Here is a 13621-nt window from a genome sequence, read left to right on the forward strand (position 1 = left end):
TCCGACCTCATTCGCAGATCAGAATTAACCTCTTTACGGTGGTCTTCGTATATTTGCCAGTCGTAAACACTGAAACCTTGCCGATTGAAATGATCTTTAAGTATTGCGATAATCTCGGATTCGGATAACGTTACCGTAATTTTCATTACGCATTCACCCCTTCGATTTTGATTCCGAGAATATTAAGCGCAGTCCTCACTCCGTCCGTCTTCCCGGAATTGTATCGCATGCCTTCAATATCCCCCGCATCTCGTCTTTCTCTGCGACGTTTTTGCGACTCTTCGTAATACTCCCGCACCTTCTCCTCCGGCGTCTTCTCGACTTCATATCCGTTGATTAATGCGGCTAAAAAGTCCGTAAACCCAAGGTCGAATAAAGCCAGCTCATTATCGATATACCTTGCGACCAACTCCTCGTCTGTATACACTTCTCGTAACTTTTCAAATAACTCCGCCTGCTCCTTCGTAATTACCGGCTTTTTAATTTCGCTCACCTATTCGTCCTCCTTATACTGAGAATGCCTCGTATATCTCCCGGATCTCTTTTGATAATTCCGTATAGTCCGTCTTACTTTCGTCCAAAGCTGGCAAGCAATCCGCGAGCATTTTAATAAGTTTAACGTTGTATTCGTCGGATTCTTCGTACAGGTACTCGTTGAACTTATCCGACGCCTGCATCCGCTCGATCGTTTGCTTTACGAGGTCTCTTACGCCCTCCGGATAAGCTACCGCATATTCGAGTGTGCCTTCCTCGAATCCGTAATCTTTCGGCAGCATATCGCGAATAGCCGCGAGTTCTCTAGCCCAGCGCTCGTTTTCTTCCTTCAACCGCTCGTTTTCCGCAATCAATTCGGCTATGGTACAGCGTAGGTCTGCGATTTCGTCCGTCATTTTAACGCCTCCATTCCGCTTTATTAATCCCCGTCTCTCCATTCGTCATCTTTTTCGATGACTGTTAGACCGTTTTCACCTCGCTTAGTGTTATCCCGCGCAATCCCAGCTAATTTCTCGCGTTCTATAACGGTAAGCTCCGAGATTCGTCTCGTATCATCCGCCACGTTTTCGCCTCCTCTCCGTCGTTTTAACGTCAGCCCTTACGATTGCCCTCGATCATCAGCAAAGCCGCTAATTCTCCGCGAAATTCCCGTATAATTCGTGCGAGCTCTTCCAGCGTCTTGGCGTCCGATAATTTAATCCGCCGATCCATGACGAACTCGATTGCGCGATCAACCGATGGGAGGTACGCGATCTCTCGCCAACGTGCGATCGGCGACGGATCTAAGTCGGGATTTTCGGCGAGCCGCTTCGGCCAGTTCGGCGCTTTCGTTGGATCGGTGAAATAACGTTCGTTGACGATGATATTGCGTTCGTCTGACGTGAGTTTGTAATCGGGGGAAATCGGGATTTCAATCGGCATTACAACATCGCTCCTCTCGCTTTGATAATTTCAAGCGCCTGGTCTTCGGTGAATCCTGCGCGGATAAGTGCGTCTTTTCCTTTTCGCATCAGCACCGCGTTCAGTTCGACTTGGCGGGCGACTAGCTCCATATTGTCGAGTAAAAATTCGATGGACGACTTTAATTCATTCGTTTGTTCTTCCGTCAACTTCGTCATCTCCTTCGTTAATTATTTATAAAACCGTAGCAATTCGTTCGCTTTCGCTCACTCTTGCAGATATTCATTTATCGCGATATATCTTTTATTAAGAATATCCGCGCGAATGTATATGAGCGCTATTATTTATCTAGTTCTTAATGGCTCTAGTTAAAAGATGGTTCTTGTTAGTGTGCTGTCTAGCCATATATGGATCAGCCATGTGTGGTTACTCGTCACGTGGCTCCGGTAATTCCTCTGAACTTCCGTCAAAAATCGCAAGCTGGCTGATCGGCATGATCGTGTATCGCGTGTTTTCCCATCGCTGCGTTTTCGGGTCTCTCGTCTTCTGCTTTACGACTAGCGGACGCCCTTGCCAACGATAATCACAAAGAGCCTTAATACGTTTGTTTGCGGCCTCTCTCCGTACATTCAGCGCCTTAGCGATCTGATCCTGCGTCGGGTAACATTCGCCCTTTTCGTTCATGAACGACGAGAGGACGCATAACGTCTGCCAACGATCGGCTCCGATGTCCGCGATTAGTCCTTTCTTAACAGCATCGACGTACATTTTAACGAAGATGCGTGTTTCGGACTTGCCGGACGTTAGATTATATTCGGACTGTGATTCGACTGAGACGAGTCGTTGATGTTCGTTTGTCATGATCTCGCCTCATATCTGTCGTAGATTTCATAGGCGATTTCTACTAAGCGCTGACCGTAACCGTCTTTTAAATATGTGCTTAATTTTGAAGGACCTCCCTGTATCCCTTTCGTTGTGCTTCTTTTGACGTTTTTAGGATCTACGCCTGTTTCTTGACGAAGCTTTTCGTACAGCTCGCCCCATACCTTTCTTCTACTAAGACCGAATAAAGTCTCTGCGCGAAACATTACTTGTGAAATCTCTCGATGAAGAGCCTTCCCTGTCAATTTTGACGAACGGCATAGACGAGTATCAGATTGCGGTTTATCTACGGCGTTCTTGACATCGGCCAGCGTGCGTTGTTTCTTAGGTGCCGGCAATGCCGCACTTTCTTCACCGCCTAACAATTTTTCCGCAAATCGAGGGAACATTGCCTTCGCAACTCCTGCGTATTCAGCTCCGAAAATATAAGCTACTCCGCCGTCTTTTACGTTTTTGATTGTCAACATTTAAATCGCTCCTTTATCCGTTTATAATGATCGGTTCTTTTTCGTCCATAGCACCTTGAATCGATCTCATAAGCGTCTGCATCGCATGAATCGCTTTCCTATATTCTTCTTTGCCTTCGTCAATCATTTCGCTAAACTCCCGAGAGAAATGCGTCAAATGACCGTACTTTTCCACAAACTTACGAACATCTTCGGAAAACTCGTATACGGTATACGTGATCGCGTCTCCGTTAGTCACGCGTGTTGTCCGTCCTTCATACATCGAAATGTCTCCGAACAATTCTTTATATCGTTCGTTTTCAGCGACGAGTTCCGGATCGGGCGTTTTAACTTCGACGTATTCCGTCCGAATTTCCGGTTCGGCTTCTTCGACTCGTTCGAGTTTGTCACGCAATATATCCGCTTCCCGCTCCGCTTGCTTAAGCGCTGCCTCTGCCGCCTCCTTCTCCGCCAATAGTTCCCGGTACTCCTTTAGCGTTTTAACTTCGCCATTTAGGACCGCCTGTTTAGCTTGGCGTTTCGGTTCGGTTGACTCTGCGGATGGGCGTGCGATTTCGTACGTTAATGAGACGGGGAGGTCTTCTAGCAATTCTTTTCTATCGTCCCAATTTGAGACGATTAGGTCGTATCGTTGTATTAGTCTATTTGCCGCTGTTTTTTTAATCCCTACCGATATGCACCATTCATCAAAGCAGCCGTACCTGTGTGCAGATAGATGATCACGGGCTTCTTTTAACTCTCGTCCCAACTCTGTGTATGCGTTTCCTACAATATCCCTCATCTTGTTTTCTTTAGCTCGGAGAAATGTTGCCGTGCTTTCGTCTAGCTGCTCATAACTGAACGTCTTAACTTCATTTGCCATTCGAATACCTCCTTCACTTATATACCGGGTACCCAACCTTCATTTTCGCAACATCATTTTCGAACTTTTTCCTTCTTCACTTTTATAACGTGTATGACACACTCAATTTTGGGACATCAATTACGAAAATTTTTGTTTGCCTTCACTTATAGTTGCGTATAAACTTTCTGAATCGGACGGCGTTTTAGACAAAAAAATAACCCCGTCTAAAAAGACGAGGTTAATTCGTTACACATCGAGCTTGTCGTTTTGGCTTGCTTTATTAAACTGTTCGATTATTACATCATCTACGTAGTCAAGGTAGACTTGCGTTGACTCTAAGTCTGCGTGCCCTAATATTTTTTGTAACGACCGGATATCGCCCCCGTTACGCAAGTAATTGATTGCGAATGTGTGTCGAAGACTGTGGATGCTCGCCCTACACTCGTTTTTTAAATTTGCTAACTTAGCGTATTTATCTGCCCGCTTTCTTAGATGATCCTTAGCTACTTCCTCCCCGTATTGATTAACGAATACTTTTCCTACGTTCCCAAAATATTCGGTTGTCTCTATGCGAAGTTGCTTTAAAAGTTCCGCAACTTTGTCCGTCATGGGAACCATTCGATTCTTTCGGTTCTTATTAATCGCCCCGGGAAGCATGAGTACCTTATTTTCAAAGTCGATATCATCCGGATTAAGACCTTCCAGCTCATTCGAACGCAGGCCGCATTTTAACGATACATAGAACGCTACATAATCCCGGAAACCAGCATAAGTATCCTTGTCAATTACGCTAAAGAAACGTCTTACTTGCGAATCGGTCAGGCTCTTTATTTTCGTTTGATCGACACGCAGTTTCGTAATTCTCTTTGCAGGGCTTTCGTTTATGATTTCTCGCTCCACCATTCGGCTAAATATCGACTTAATGCCGCCAAGCCTAATGTTGATCGTAACTGGTGATAACTTACGTTGCTTTAGCATTATCGTGATATAACTACGAAAATGATCTTCGCTAACAGACGTTATGGGATCCGACATACGAATCCCCGTTACTTCCGTAAATTCGTCGAAATATCTTCGATAATCATTAATCGTTCGATCGCGGTAGTTCTCCGTTGTGAACACCAAAACCACCGCATCTAGAGCGTCTTTAACGGTCATATAAGACGGCCTTAGCTCCGTTTGACTTACATCGCGCCGGTACCTAACGCCTTGCTTTCGTCTAATTATCGCCATACAAAAAAGCCTCCCGAAATATTATTCCGCAAGGCATTCGTAGAAGACTCGAACTAGTCCGATATAGGCGACACGAAATCCGCTAAAAACGTCAATCCGTTTCTTCACAGATCGTGTCCTTCCGCTACACTTTTCGCTTTAACGGACCGTCGGAAAACGTTGATATGACGGGGCTAAAACGTATATGACGCGCTCGGAGGGATTCGAACCCCCGGCAGACGTGGTACCGGAAACCACCGCTCTATCCAGCTGAGCTACGAGCGCACGTTATGTTCTTTATGCGTCAGCAATGATTATTATACTCGATCTTCTTTCAAATTTCAACCTTTTTTCTTATCATGCAAAACGTACTGAAGAAATTTAGATTTCCGCATGCCGTTTGAATCTTTGTCATTTTGGGAAAAATGGTACACAGATCATAACGTTTGGGGAAACGCTTTTTGTTTGACCTTTATTGACCAAAAATGTATGATTAAACTACATACTTACCTTTTAAGGTGAAGGAGGAGCATTATGAATTTAATACCTACAGTCATTGAACAGACGAATCGCGGGGAAAGAGCATATGACATCTACTCACGCCTGCTGAAAGACCGCATCATTATGCTAGGGTCGGCAATCGATGACAATGTTGCGAACTCCATTGTATCACAGCTTTTGTTCCTTGAAGCGGAAGATCCTGAAAAAGATATCAGCATCTACATTAACAGCCCGGGCGGCTCCATTACGGCCGGTATGGCGATCTATGATACGATGCAGCTTATTAAGCCGCAAGTCTCCACGATTTGTACGGGAATGGCGGCATCCATGGGTGCGTTCCTTCTTGCTGCAGGTGAGAAAGGGAAACGCTATGCCCTTCCAAACAGTGAAGTGATGATTCACCAGCCGCTCGGCGGAGCTCAAGGTCAGGCGACTGAAATCGAAATTGCCGCAAAACGCATTCTTTCATTGCGCGACAAGCTGAACAAAATTCTTGCGGAACGCACTGGACAGCCGCTTGAAATCATTGAGCGCGACACTGACCGCGACAACTTTAAATCGGCTGAAGAAGCAAAAGAATACGGCTTAATCGATAAAATCCTGACGCGCAGGTAACGACGCGCTGAAGTATAGGGCAAAAAGAGCTCCCGGGGTTTCCCCGGAGGCTCTTTTTTATGTTCCGAACGGGCTGTCATACTCCATCCGCTTTGCCGTTTGCCGTGCCGTTTCTTCCCCAAGCAGCCGTTTGATGATATGGAAAGACATATTGATTCCGGCGGAAATCCCCCCTGAGGTGACGATATTTCCTTCATCAACGAATTTCACGCCCCGAACCACGTTCACTTCCGGAAACTCCTGCTCGAGCCTGTCATAGCTCGCCCAATGCGTAGTCGCGCTTTTTCCGTTTAATAAACCGGTTTTTGCCAGAAGGAGCGCTCCCGTACATACGGACAGCAAAAGCTCTGTATGTCCGGCTTCTTTTTTGATCCAGCCGGTGAGCCGTTCATTGTAAACTTCACGGTTTCGCGCGCCGGGGCCGCCGGGAACGATCAATATGTCAAAATGCGGGGCATTCCCGATTGAGAAATCAGGCACGACCGTCAATCCGTTTCTTGCCGTCACCGCTTCTCCTGTTTCCGAGATCGTTTTGACCTCAAACGAGCGCTCTTCTCCGCTGCCCGCAGTTACTGAAAAAACTTCAAACGGTCCGGCGAAATCGAGCACTTCCACCTCATCAAACAGCAGCAAACCGACATTCCGCTTCTTTTTCATATCCCCGTCCCCCTTTGCCTTATGTATTCTATAATTCTTTCCACTTTTTCTCTAACACCGGATAACGATATTCGTTCATCTGGTCGATCAATTGCTCATGGTTTGATGATGCATAGATCAGCTTCAGGTGCGACTCGTTTGAAAAGCCTTCTTGAACGCTGTGCTTCAGCATTTCGAGCAGCGGCTCAAAGTACCCGCTGATGTTATAAAGCCCGATCGGTTTTTGGTGTATGCCGATTTGCGCCCAGCAAAGCACTTCAAATAATTCTTCAAAAGTGCCGAATCCGCCGGGCATGGCGATAAACCCGTCAGAGAGTTCCATCATTTTCGCTTTGCGTTCATGCATTCCGCCGACTTCCACCAGCTCTGTTAAACGCTGATGGACGACCTCGCCTTGAAAAAGGCCCTTCGGCATGACGCCGGTCACTTCACCGCCGTTTTCCAGCACGGTATCGGCGATCACACCCATCAATCCCATCCTTGAACCGCCGTATACGAGACGGAGTCCTTTCTCGGCTATGTAAGCCCCGAGCTCTGCTGCTTTTTTCTTGTATTCCGGGTTTTCACCCATATTTGACCCCGAATAGACGCATACCGTTTTCATTCAGCTCACTCCAACTCAAGATATTGATTAAAACAACTAACATTGTACTATATATTGTTTGTTCCGTGTGCGATAATATAAATGAATTTTTTTATAATGGGAGTGTATCGTCATGATAACAGAAGCAGAACAATGGACGAAAGAGTTTTATCAAAAAAGAGGCTGGAGCGAGTACGGCCCTTTTATTAGAATCGGTTTTTTAATGGAGGAGGCGGGCGAGCTGGCAAGAGCCGTCAGAGCCTATGAAATCGGCAGGGACCGTCCCGATGAGACGAAGCGCTCCGCCGGCGAATTAAAGCGGGAACTCGTCGAGGAGATGGGTGATGTGATGGGGAATCTGATTATGCTTGCAGGAATGTATGACATATCCCTTGAAGACATGATGGCAGCACACCGGAAAAAGCTGACAGAGCGGTTTAAAGGTGAAACATCGTGAAGATCAATGACCGCCTGTACGGAGAAGCCGATGTAGAGCCCGTGCTGGACGAGCTCATCCGCTCAGGAGGCGTTCAGCGGCTTAAAGGAATCCATCAAGGCGGGGCGAGCTTTCTCGTACATCCCGGGTGGAATGTCACCCGCTACGAACACAGCCTCGGTGTCATGCTGCTGATCCGAAAGCTTGGCGGAAGCCTTGAGGAACAAATAGCCGGTTTGCTCCATGATGTGTCACATACGGCATTTTCCCATGTGATTGATGATGTATTTCAAATGGAAAATGAAGATTACCACGAACAGATCTTTTCCGGATGGGTCAGACATTCCGACATACCGGATATTCTACATACATACGGATTCAGCCACGAGAAGTTACTATACGACGACAGCAAATGGACGCTTCTGGAACAGCCCGCTCCCTCCTTGTGTGCAGACCGCATCGATTATACGCTGCGCGACTCCCTTGCCTACGGCTTTGCGAAGAAGGACGAAATTGCGGAGTTTATCGAAACCGGACTGATCGTTTTTGAAGGGGAAATATGCTGCACTTCCACCAGCGCTGCCGAATGGTTTACGCGCCTTTATTATCGGGAAGTCGTCGATTTTTTTATGCACCCGTTAAATTTGTACGGACTGAAATTGGTGAGCAAAGTGCTGAAGCAGGCGCTCGAGATGCGCTTGATCACGAAAGACGATATTCTCAAAACAGATGATGAACTGATTGCGGTCTTAAATGAAAGCCCCGGCCTCAAAGGCGAACTGAAAAAGCTGAGCACGGCGAAACAGCGCGTCAAACAAGGCGGACCAAACGATTTCACCTTTCATCAAACATTGAAAAAGAGGCTGATCGATCCGAAAGTGATCCAAGACGGCAGAAAAACACCCGCCTCCACCCTTTCCGAGAATGTGCGCCAGATGACGGAAACCGCTGCCGATGCAATGGAAAAAGGGGCTTATGTGAAAGTGAGCCTGTGAAAAACCGCCTGTTCACAGAACAGGCGGCTTCGTTTTTACTATGTGATGTCAAAGATTTGCTCAGGGCGATCGACAAAGTGCTGCTTGCCGATTTTATGAAACAGCCCCGTTTTATGAAGAAGCTCCCGCGGCTGTGGCTGGAGTCCGACGATCATGACCTTCCCGTGTTGCTGGTGCACACGGTTGACGATCGTCATCAGGCTTCCTTCGGCAGATGAGTCCATATAGTCGACTTTATTCATCAGCAGGATCAACAGTTTTGGCATATGCTTTTTATTTAAGATCGAATCCTCCAAGGAATTGGAAGAACCGAAAAACAGCGGGCCTTCAACCGTGTAGATGCTGACTGACCGATGAAACGTTTTCTCCTCTGCAGAAGCCGCAGCCGGAACGAGTGACTCGGCTGCATCTTTTTTAATGCGGAACGATTGGCTCATCCTTGCGATAAAGGTGACGATCGCCAATAAAATGCCGCCGGCTACCCCGAAAACGAGATCCTGCCACACCGTTAACAGAAACGTAACAACGAGGACGACAGAATCAGAATTTTTGAGCCCCAAAATGTTGGCAAACTCTTTTCGTTCGCTCATATTCCAGGCGACTACCATCAAAATCGGCGCCATGCTTGCAAGCGGGATAAGGGATGCATACGGAGCAAACAACAGCAGCACGAGCAGAACGAATACGCCGTGGACCACGCCTGATACCGGCGAAGCAGCGCCTGTCCTGATGTTTGTCGCCGTGCGGGCGATCGCTCCGGTCGCCGGTATGCCGCCGAAAAGCGGCGCAGCCATGTTGGCGATTCCCTGTCCGACCAGCTCTTTGTTGCTGTCATGCCTTGTCCCTTTCATGTTATCGGCGACCATCGCTGACAGCAGCGATTCGATTCCCCCCAGCATTGCTATCGCCAAAGCCGGCGGCAGCAAATATATGATCTTTTCCAGCGATAGCTCGGGGAATTGGAAGCTCGGCAAATTGCGCGGTATTTCCCCGTAAGCAGAGCCGATTGTCACTACTTGTTCGGGAAAAAGCGTCGCCGCCATCAGCGTTGATACCAATAAGCCGGCTAGCGCTCCGGGAACTTTAGGCAGAACCTTCGGAGTGAACAGCACGAAGAAGAGCGATACGACGGCCGTCAAAATGCTGTAAAAGCTGAACGTATCTAAGTTGATGACAACCTCTCTCATATTCATATAGAAGCTTTCGTGCTTTTCAACATCTCTCAAGCCCAAAAACTTGGCGATTTCCCCGGTAAAAATGATGACCGCGATTCCGGCGGTAAAGCCGATGATCACCGGTCGGGGAATAAACTTAATGATCTTGCCAAGCTTCAGCAGCCCCAAAATGACCAATATCGCTCCTGCCATAAAACCGGCGATTAATAAATTTTCGAAGCCGTATTGCAGAACGATCCCGAATAAAATCGGCACGAATGCGCCCGTTGGCCCGCCGATCTGGTATTTGGAGCCGCCGAGCAGCGATATTAATATACCGGCCACGATCACAGTGTAAAGACCGTGCTCCGGCTTCACGCCGGAGGCGATGGCAAACGCCATTCCGAGCGGAATTGCGACGATCCCTACGACCATCCCCGCTACGATATCTTTTTGAAATCGCTTTAGGTTATAACCTTCAAATCTGCCGGAAAAACGTAGCATGTAATGACATCCTCCCCTTCATGATCAACCCGTATTTCCTGAAAGCGAAACATTTTTCTGACCATCTTCTACAACTTCCAAACAGCCTGTCTTAGGATCGATAACCAATCCATGTACCGGAACGTCTTCCGGCATAAGCGGATGATTCCGCACCATTTTCACGCTGTACTTGACACTGTCTTCAACGCTGTCAAAGCCTGTCATCCACGAATCCAAATCGATGCCAGCATTTGCAAGCAGCTCCAGGCACTCTGCCTTCACCCCGCGCTGTCTGGCTTTTTCAAAGATCGCTGAAGCATTCAGACTCGCCATGCCGCATTCGTGATGCCCGATGATACAGACCTCTTCTGCTTGCAGCTCATATACGGCTACAAGGATGCTCCGCATCACGCTGCCAAAAGGATGAGAAACAACGGCCCCTGCATTCTTAATGATTTTTGCGTCTCCATTTTTCAAACCCATGGCATGATGGAGCAATTCCAATAATCGGGTATCCATAATGTCAAAATCACAAGTTTTTTCTCGGGAAATTTCGTCGTTTCGTAAAACTCGTATTTCTTTTCCTCTACAAAAGACTGATTGTGCTTCAAAATGGAAGATAAGTTAGCCATTTCTCTCACTCCTTTTCATAGTCATGTGACCTTGAATTTGTTGCACGTATGATTTATAGCACATGGTTTTTGAATTTTGGTTCGATTGCGAAAATTCACTAAAAATGTACTGAAATTTAATACATCACATTTTATATCTTTCTAAAATAATAAAATCTACGCTTTTGTCCGCCTATAAAAACACAATTAAAAACGACTGACAGAGCGGACTTCTGAATTTATAGTCAAAAAAATGCATTAAAATAAATTAAAAAATTTCATTAATCGTCTCCGAGATTGAAAAATCGCATAAATGATCTGATAGTCCTGCATTTCTTAGCGAACTTCGATTTTTGCAGTATCGATTTTTCCTCTATAATGACAGTACAGCATATTTTGAAGGAGGATGCAGATGAAGCCGTTTGTATACGTTACAAAGCCGATTCCGAAAGAAGTCGAAGAGATGCTTGCCGAACACTGCACATATGACATCTGGACGTCAAGGGAGCGCATTCCGAGACGCGTGCTGCTTGAGAACATCAAGGAAGCTGAAGGCCTTTTAACATCTGGAACAAAAATCGACCGTGAATTATTATGCAGCGCGCCGAAACTGAAAATCGTCAGCAATAACTCCGTAGGGTACGATAATTTTGATATCGAAGCCATGAAAGAAAAATCTGTGATCGGCACGCATACGCCGCACGTCCTTGATGATACGGTCGCAGACCTCGCATTTGGGCTGATCCTTTCTACAGCGCGCCGGATCGCAGAGCTTGACCGCTATGTGCGCGAGGGAAAATGGACGAAGTCCGAAGATGATGAAAGTCTGTTTGGCACAGATGTCCATCACCAGACACTCGGAATCATCGGAATGGGGCGGATCGGCGAAAAGGTTGCCAAGCGGGCCGCATTTGGCTTTGACATGGACGTCCTCTATTACAGCCGAAGCCGCAAACCGGAAGCCGAGAAAAAAACCGGAGCGGTATACACCGATTTCAACGAACTGTTACAGCGGTCAGACTTCATCGTCCTGATTACACCGCTGACAAAAGACACGTTCCATCTCATAGGGGAACGCGAGTTTAAGCAAATGAAACAGTCCGCTGTTTTCATTAATATTTCCCGCGGTCAGACCGTTGACGAAAAGGCGCTGATCAAAGCGCTGAAAGATGGATGGATTAAAGGCGCCGGACTAGATGTATTTGAGAAAGAGCCGATTGAATCGGACAATCCGCTCTTAAGCCTTCCAAATGCGACGCTCGTGCCCCACATCGGATCATCAACCCGCATTACCCATGTCAACATGCTGAAAAGCGCCGTCAAAAACCTGATTGACGGCCTAGAAGGCAAACAGCCGCGCGATGTCGTGAAGGAATTAAAGGAGGACGGGCGCTAGGCTCGGAACGTTTTGCCGAGCTCCATCCCCAATCCGAAATAGTGCCGGAAATTATAAATCAGGGGACTCCACTTTTCAGGATCGATGTGGTTTGTCCCTTTGATGATGTTCTCATGAACATGCACGCGCACAGCCTTAGTTTCAACCACGGCAAAGAACGGCGTATGTTCGGGAATGCGGACCGTTTTGACCTCGGCTTCGATTTGAATCGGGCAATCGGCAACTCTGTCCGGTTTGACGAATTGAGATGGAGCCGGCGTCAAACCGCTGGCTGCGAACTTTTCTTTGCAATATGTGTAGCCGAGCCGTTTTTTCGCTTCGGGCACTGGATCTTTCCCTGTAAAGGCCGCCAGTTCCTCTACGTTTCTCCATAATGACGGGTCAGGCACATTGATCACGCACTGATTCTGTCTTTCGATATTTTCAAACGCTTTACCTTCCGTTGATACTCCGATGACCACACAGTCCCCGAGCGCCCATGAAGACGAAAGCGGGCTGAGATTCACAGAGCCGTCTTCGTTTTGCGTACTGAGCAAAATTACCGGCATCCCATAGTACAATATGCTTGGTTCGATTGTTCATGTTTTTTCCTCCTTATCTGTTTTGATTGTAATCCATTAATATATCGATTATCATCGAAATATGGATTACATATTGGAGGGATCGATATGAACGTTACCCCGAATATTGCAGAGGCAGCCAAGCTTATCACTGATCCGTCGCGCGCTGCGATGTTAACCGCTTTGCTTGATGACCGTTTTTATACTGCCTCCGAGCTTGCCGGCTTTGCCGGCGTTAAACAGCAAACCGCCAGCTTCCACCTTGCCAAGCTGGCTGACGCGGATATGGTGGTCAGCCAAAAGCAGGGACGGCACCGCTACTACCGGCTTAAACATTCGGAAACCGCCCGGATACTGGAAACTCTTCTTCTGGCGGCGCCGCCGGGGGAAATCAGGTCCTTCCGCCAATCAGCAGAGGACCGGGCGATCAGAAAAGCCCGGACATGCTACGACCATCTGGCCGGAACGCTTGGCGTGAAACTTGCCGAACAGCTCGTCAGCATGGACTTTTTAAAAGAAAATGAAGAAGCTTTTACCGTCACTGAAAAGGGCGAATCATGCTTCAAGGAACTTGGCATCGATGTACGGGAGGTCAAAAGAAAGCGCCGCTCTTTTTGCCATAGATGCCTTGACTGGAGCGAAAGGCGCTACCACTTGGCCGGCGCTTTAGGCTCCGCGCTGCTCGACGCCTTTATCCGCATGGGCTGGATCGAGCGCCGTCCGCTCTCAAGAGCCGTTTCCATCACGCCTAAAGGAGAAAAAGAGTTTGAACGCGTGTTCCATATTTCTATAAAAAAGAACTGATTCAATATTGAATCAGTTCACTTTTT

18 protein-coding genes, 1 tRNA gene and 1 pseudogene are annotated in these 13621 nt (G+C 47.3%); 5 read left to right on the forward strand and 15 right to left on the reverse strand.

All coding sequences use genetic code 11. From position 1 onward, the window contains the following. Positions 1-145 precede the first annotated feature (145 nt). From NSQ39_RS17605 to NSQ39_RS17650, 10 genes are all read right to left on the reverse strand, one after another. Positions 146-493 carry a hypothetical protein gene (locus NSQ39_RS17605; RefSeq protein WP_046132607.1) on the reverse strand — a complete coding sequence of 116 codons (348 nt, stop codon included), beginning with the start codon at positions 491-493 and terminating at the stop codon, positions 146-148. Between the two features lie 13 nt (positions 494-506). Next, positions 507-890, reverse strand: coding sequence for a hypothetical protein (locus tag NSQ39_RS17610; protein WP_046132608.1), 384 nt, complete (start codon positions 888-890; stop codon positions 507-509). Positions 891-913: 23 nt separating this feature from the next. Further along, a complete protein-coding gene (locus NSQ39_RS17615) occupies positions 914-1057 on the reverse strand; it encodes a hypothetical protein (RefSeq protein ID WP_164918142.1) in 144 nt (47 codons plus the stop codon). Positions 1058-1086: 29 nt separating this feature from the next. Continuing rightward, a complete protein-coding gene (locus tag NSQ39_RS17620; protein WP_046132609.1) occupies positions 1087-1416 on the reverse strand; it encodes a hypothetical protein in 330 nt (109 codons plus the stop codon). Further along, positions 1416-1604, reverse strand: a complete 189-nt coding sequence (locus NSQ39_RS17625) for a hypothetical protein (RefSeq protein WP_046132610.1) — start codon at positions 1602-1604, stop codon at positions 1416-1418. The genes NSQ39_RS17620 and NSQ39_RS17625 overlap by 1 nt, the downstream gene beginning before the upstream one ends. A 217-nt stretch (positions 1605-1821) precedes the next feature. Beyond that, complete coding sequence (locus NSQ39_RS17630) at positions 1822-2256, reverse strand: helix-turn-helix domain-containing protein (protein ID WP_046132611.1); 435 nt, start codon at positions 2254-2256, stop codon at positions 1822-1824. Next, the gene (locus tag NSQ39_RS17635) at positions 2253-2744 is read right to left on the reverse strand and encodes a hypothetical protein (RefSeq protein WP_046132612.1); all 492 of its coding nucleotides are present in this window, start codon (positions 2742-2744) and stop codon (positions 2253-2255) included. Before NSQ39_RS17635 ends, NSQ39_RS17630 begins: the two co-directional genes overlap by 4 nt. A gap of 13 nt (positions 2745-2757) precedes the next feature. After that, positions 2758-3606: a hypothetical protein gene (locus NSQ39_RS17640; protein WP_341016314.1), complete on the reverse strand. Its 849-nt coding sequence runs from the start codon at positions 3604-3606 to the stop codon at positions 2758-2760. Positions 3607-3834: 228 nt separating this feature from the next. Further along, complete coding sequence (locus tag NSQ39_RS17645; protein WP_175075775.1) at positions 3835-4821, reverse strand: tyrosine-type recombinase/integrase; 987 nt, start codon at positions 4819-4821, stop codon at positions 3835-3837. A 188-nt stretch (positions 4822-5009) separates the two neighbouring features. Then, positions 5010-5085: transfer RNA gene (locus NSQ39_RS17650), tRNA-Arg, on the reverse strand. Positions 5086-5334: 249 nt separating this feature from the next. On the opposite strand from NSQ39_RS17650, the gene clpP reads away from it, so the two are divergent. After that, on the forward strand, positions 5335-5916 hold the full coding sequence (gene clpP / locus NSQ39_RS17655; protein ID WP_046131841.1) for an ATP-dependent Clp endopeptidase proteolytic subunit ClpP: 582 nt from the start codon (positions 5335-5337) through the stop codon (positions 5914-5916). A gap of 57 nt (positions 5917-5973) precedes the next feature. On the opposite strand, the gene NSQ39_RS17660 is transcribed toward clpP, so the two are convergent. Further along, entirely contained in the window at positions 5974-6573 is a 600-nt protein-coding gene (locus NSQ39_RS17660; protein ID WP_341016318.1) for a DJ-1/PfpI family protein, read from the reverse strand. A gap of 28 nt (positions 6574-6601) precedes the next feature. Next, the gene (locus NSQ39_RS17665; protein ID WP_046131839.1) at positions 6602-7177 is read right to left on the reverse strand and encodes an LOG family protein; all 576 of its coding nucleotides are present in this window, start codon (positions 7175-7177) and stop codon (positions 6602-6604) included. Between the two features lie 112 nt (positions 7178-7289). Here NSQ39_RS17665 and NSQ39_RS17670 point away from each other — a divergent pair, with 112 nt between their 5' ends. Beyond that, positions 7290-7613, forward strand: coding sequence for a MazG nucleotide pyrophosphohydrolase domain-containing protein (locus NSQ39_RS17670; RefSeq protein WP_046131838.1), 324 nt, complete (start codon positions 7290-7292; stop codon positions 7611-7613). Then, on the forward strand, positions 7610-8587 hold the full coding sequence (locus NSQ39_RS17675; RefSeq protein ID WP_046131837.1) for an HD domain-containing protein: 978 nt from the start codon (positions 7610-7612) through the stop codon (positions 8585-8587). The genes NSQ39_RS17670 and NSQ39_RS17675 overlap by 4 nt, the downstream gene beginning before the upstream one ends. Before the next feature lie 38 nt (positions 8588-8625). On the opposite strand, the gene NSQ39_RS17680 is transcribed toward NSQ39_RS17675, so the two are convergent. Together NSQ39_RS17680 and NSQ39_RS17685 are read right to left on the reverse strand one after the other, a co-directional pair. Beyond that, a complete protein-coding gene (locus tag NSQ39_RS17680) occupies positions 8626-10245 on the reverse strand; it encodes a SulP family inorganic anion transporter (protein ID WP_175075776.1) in 1620 nt (539 codons plus the stop codon). 24 nt (positions 10246-10269) lie between these two features. Further along, a pseudogene (locus tag NSQ39_RS17685) lies at positions 10270-10856 on the reverse strand (beta-class carbonic anhydrase). 391 nt (positions 10857-11247) lie between these two features. On the opposite strand from NSQ39_RS17685, the gene NSQ39_RS17690 reads away from it, so the two are divergent. Continuing rightward, entirely contained in the window at positions 11248-12231 is a 984-nt protein-coding gene (locus tag NSQ39_RS17690) for a 2-hydroxyacid dehydrogenase (protein ID WP_046131836.1), read from the forward strand. Here NSQ39_RS17690 and NSQ39_RS17695 read toward each other — a convergent pair. Then, positions 12228-12779 (reverse strand): flavin reductase family protein, encoded by a 552-nt coding sequence (locus NSQ39_RS17695; protein ID WP_175075777.1) that lies wholly within the window; start codon positions 12777-12779, stop codon positions 12228-12230. The two genes, NSQ39_RS17690 and NSQ39_RS17695, sit on opposite strands and share 4 nt — an antisense overlap. A gap of 120 nt (positions 12780-12899) precedes the next feature. Between NSQ39_RS17695 and NSQ39_RS17700 the strand changes: the two genes are divergently transcribed. Further along, positions 12900-13595 carry an ArsR/SmtB family transcription factor gene (locus NSQ39_RS17700; protein ID WP_175075778.1) on the forward strand — a complete coding sequence of 232 codons (696 nt, stop codon included), beginning with the start codon at positions 12900-12902 and terminating at the stop codon, positions 13593-13595. Positions 13596-13621: the final 26 nt, after the last annotated feature.

This window comes from Bacillus sp. FSL W8-0848, from assembly GCF_038007805.1.
In the GTDB taxonomy this organism is placed as follows: Bacteria; Bacillota; Bacilli; order Bacillales; family Bacillaceae; genus Bacillus; species Bacillus glycinifermentans.